The following is a 3130-nucleotide window of genomic DNA, read 5'->3' on the forward strand; positions in this document are numbered from 1 at the left end:
CGGTGACCGTCCGCCTCTCATAACATCTTCAAGTAAAAGCGCGGTTATGCTCTCGCGACGTTATGCAACAAAGCCCATATCAATTGGCAATCTTTGTGATAAATTTTGCCAATTCATTCGCCAATAGTTTCAAAACACAGACGGCGGATGATAAATAGGACCCCATGAAAGCAACTGTTCTTACCTTTGCGATAGTTTCAATAGGACTTACAATCGCAATTGTCTTAAATGAGACAATTTATATAATTGAAAATACTCCATTTTTTGGAGTTCATGCGGGCTACAGCCTTGCCGCGTCAGTCGGATTTTCTGGCTGCGCGGTCGCGGTCGTACCGTTACTGCTCGATCGCCCGCGTCGCGCGGCACCCGTCGCTGGCGTTGTCGTGCTGTTCGGCGCCTTCATATTGCGGGATTGGGCGACCGTTTCGGAGATGTTCGTCAGTCCAGGCCAGTTCTCTCATTGGCTTGCCGCGGCCATGCCGGGCCGCCTGCTCCCGAGCGCGGCGCTCCTGCAGATCGTGGTCGGTATTGCCTGTCTCGAACTCGGCCTCGACCGGCTTCACGGATCGCGCGACCTCCGCATCGCGCTGATGCTGTTCGTTCCGATCGCGCTCACCGCCGAAGCGCTCGTCATGCTCGTCGCCGGACTGGACTCGTCGAACCTGACGCTCCTCACGATGGCAGCCTCGCTGGTTTTCTTGGCAGGCGCGATGGGTGCGTATGGGCTCCGGCACGATGCGGCGTTGGCCGCTGCACCGAGGCTGTGGCTGCCCGTGGTGTTGGCGGTAGCGATCGCCAGCACCGATCTGCTCGCGACGCACAGCAGCGCGGCGCGATGGGGGTATGTCCTGGTCGTCGCGTGCGGCTTGCTGCTCCCGCAACGCGTCTTCGTGCGCGTGCTGACCACCGTATCGGTCGGTCTTGCACTGTTCGGCTTGGTGGCATCGCAACGGAGCGAGAGTGCGAGCGTCGCCAGCCTCCTCGACGCCGCCCTGGCGATCGGCGCGATCGTATTGGCAGGAGTGCTGGTCGATCGGCAGTGGCAGGCGCGACAAGCCCATCGCGAAATGACCGAGCGTTTCGCCGCGATACAGCAGATGACGGCGACGACGTGCTTCGAACTCGATCTGGCAAGCATGGCCTTCGTTCCCAGTCCCGCGTTCGATTCGCTCCACGGCCGGACCGCGCCCGTGCGCAACGATTGGCGATCGTTCGTCGCAGCGTACATTCCCGTCGAGCAACAGGCCGCGATGGCGGCCAGCCTTGCCGCGGCGCATCACGGCCGGGCCACCGACGCTGTCGCATACAGCTTCCAGCGACCCGACGGCGAAACGGGAGATGCGCTGCTGCGCTGGGTGCCGACGCGCGACACGCACGGGGTGATCGTCAGCCTGACCGGCATCGTCCACGATGTGACCCTTCAGCGAAAATGCGAACGCGGCAGTGCCGAGTTACGCGCCAAACTGGACGACGCTCTGAAGCTCGAAACGCTGGGCCTGTTGGCCGGCGGCGTGGCGCACGACCTCAGCAACACGCTCGTCCCGCTGGGGATCCTCGCACCGCTCGTGCTGGAGACGATCACCGACCCAACCGATCGGCATAGCATGGACCTGATCATCGAATCGGCGACGCGCGCACGCGAACTGGCGCGCGCCATGCTGGCCTCTACGCGCGAGGAACCCACCGCGCTCGAGCGGGTCCGGCTCGACGAACTGGTCCGCGATTTGCTGGCGTTGCTGCGCGCGCGCTTTCCTGCCGGGATCACGATCGTCGACGCGCTCGCACCCGTGCCCGCGATCGAAGGAAACGTGTGCCAGCTTTATCAAATCGTCCTCAACCTGACGGTCAACGCAGCACAGGCGATCGGCCCGCGCGGCGGCACGATCACGATTGGCACTGCGGCTGAGCCAAGCGGGGATGCGCGCGCGCGGTCGGTCCGGCTGTTCGTCTGCGACGATGGGGCGGGGATCCGGCCGGAGATCATCGATCACATCTTCGAGCCGTTCGCCAGCTCCAAGGATGGCAATGAGGCAAGCGGGATCGGTCTGGCGATCGTCCGCCGTATCGTCCAGACCCATTCCGGGGTGATCTCCGTCCAGAACAACCTGGGCCAGGGCGCGCGGTTCGATCTGCTGTTCCCCATCGCTCCGCCAGTTTCTGGCCCCTCTTCCCCCAACCTGTCGCACCCCACTCCCGCAAGCGAGGCTCCATGGCGAAGCGCATCTACATAGTCGACGACGACGAACCGGTCCGTTGCTCGCTGCTGACATTGCTTACCCTGCGCAGGGATTTCGATGCCGAATGCTTCGCCTCGGGCGACGCCTTTCTCGACGCGACGCCCAGGCTCGATCCCGGGATCGTCCTGCTCGACTTGCGCATGCCCGGACTGACCGGGCTCGAGGTACTCGCTACCTTGCCCCGCGAAGCGCTGCCCTTTCTGTGCGTGATCGTCACCGGGCACGGCAACATCGCCGTCGCCGTCGAGGCGATGAAACGCGGCGCGATCGACTTTCTCGAAAAGCCGTATGACCACATGACGCTGCTCGAAACGGTCGAACGCGCGTTCGATCGGCTGACGCGCGCTGGCGAGGATGCCGCTCGCATCGCCGCGGCGCAGAAACAAATCGCCCGGCTGGCGCCGCGCGAAGTCGATGTGCTGTGTGGGTTGATCGCCGGCAAGGTCAACAAGGTGATCGCACATGACCTCGCCATCAGCCCGCGCACGGTCGAAGTGTATCGCGCGCACATGATGACCAAGCTTCACGTCCAATCGCTGCCGGACGCTCTGCGCATCGCGTTCGCCGCCGGGCTCGTCCATTGAGCACGATCGACGACGACGCAGACTTGGCCGAGATCGTCCACGATCTCAGCCAGCCATTGACCGCACTGACCAACTACCTCGCCGCGATGCAGGTTGCGATCGACCATGGCGATGCGTGCAAAACGATCGCAAATCTGCTCGGATCTGCCGTGGGCGAGACGGCGCGAGCGCGCGCCGTGGTCGACCGCCTGCACGATGCCCTCGCCCGCTGAGGCGAGGCGAGCCTTCGGTACTATACTCCGTCTGCTTGACGACCCGCGAAATCGTCGCTCGCTCAAGCCATGATTCTGTAATCTGCAGGATCGATGA

Annotated in this window: 3 protein-coding genes; all 3 read left to right on the top strand. The window is 63.3% G+C overall.

The features are described 5' to 3' along the window. The first annotated feature begins 431 nt into the window (after positions 1-431). The 3 genes from QN347_RS18920 to QN347_RS18930 are packed head-to-tail and all read left to right on the top strand — an operon-like array spanning position 432 to position 3033. Entirely contained in the window at positions 432-2231 is a 1800-nt protein-coding gene (locus QN347_RS18920) for an ATP-binding protein (RefSeq protein WP_323494315.1), read from the top strand. Continuing rightward, on the top strand, positions 2210-2821 hold the full coding sequence (locus QN347_RS18925) for a response regulator transcription factor (protein WP_322160092.1): 612 nt from the start codon (positions 2210-2212) through the stop codon (positions 2819-2821). Before QN347_RS18920 ends, QN347_RS18925 begins: the two co-directional genes overlap by 22 nt. Beyond that, positions 2818-3033, top strand: coding sequence for a hypothetical protein (locus tag QN347_RS18930; protein ID WP_322160093.1), 216 nt, complete (start codon positions 2818-2820; stop codon positions 3031-3033). Before QN347_RS18925 ends, QN347_RS18930 begins: the two co-directional genes overlap by 4 nt. Positions 3034-3130 lie beyond the last annotated feature (97 nt).

It is taken from the genome of Sphingomonas sp. 10B4 (assembly GCF_035019905.1).
Taxonomy (GTDB): Bacteria; Pseudomonadota; Alphaproteobacteria; order Sphingomonadales; family Sphingomonadaceae; genus Sphingomonas; species Sphingomonas glacialis.

Coding starts and splice junctions, on each gene's coding strand:
- QN347_RS18925 (WP_322160092.1), top strand. CDS start 2,210: ATGGCGAAGCGCATCTACATAGTCGACGACGACGAACCGGTCCGTTGC.
- QN347_RS18920 (WP_323494315.1), top strand. CDS start 432: ATGTTCGTCAGTCCAGGCCAGTTCTCTCATTGGCTTGCCGCGGCCATG.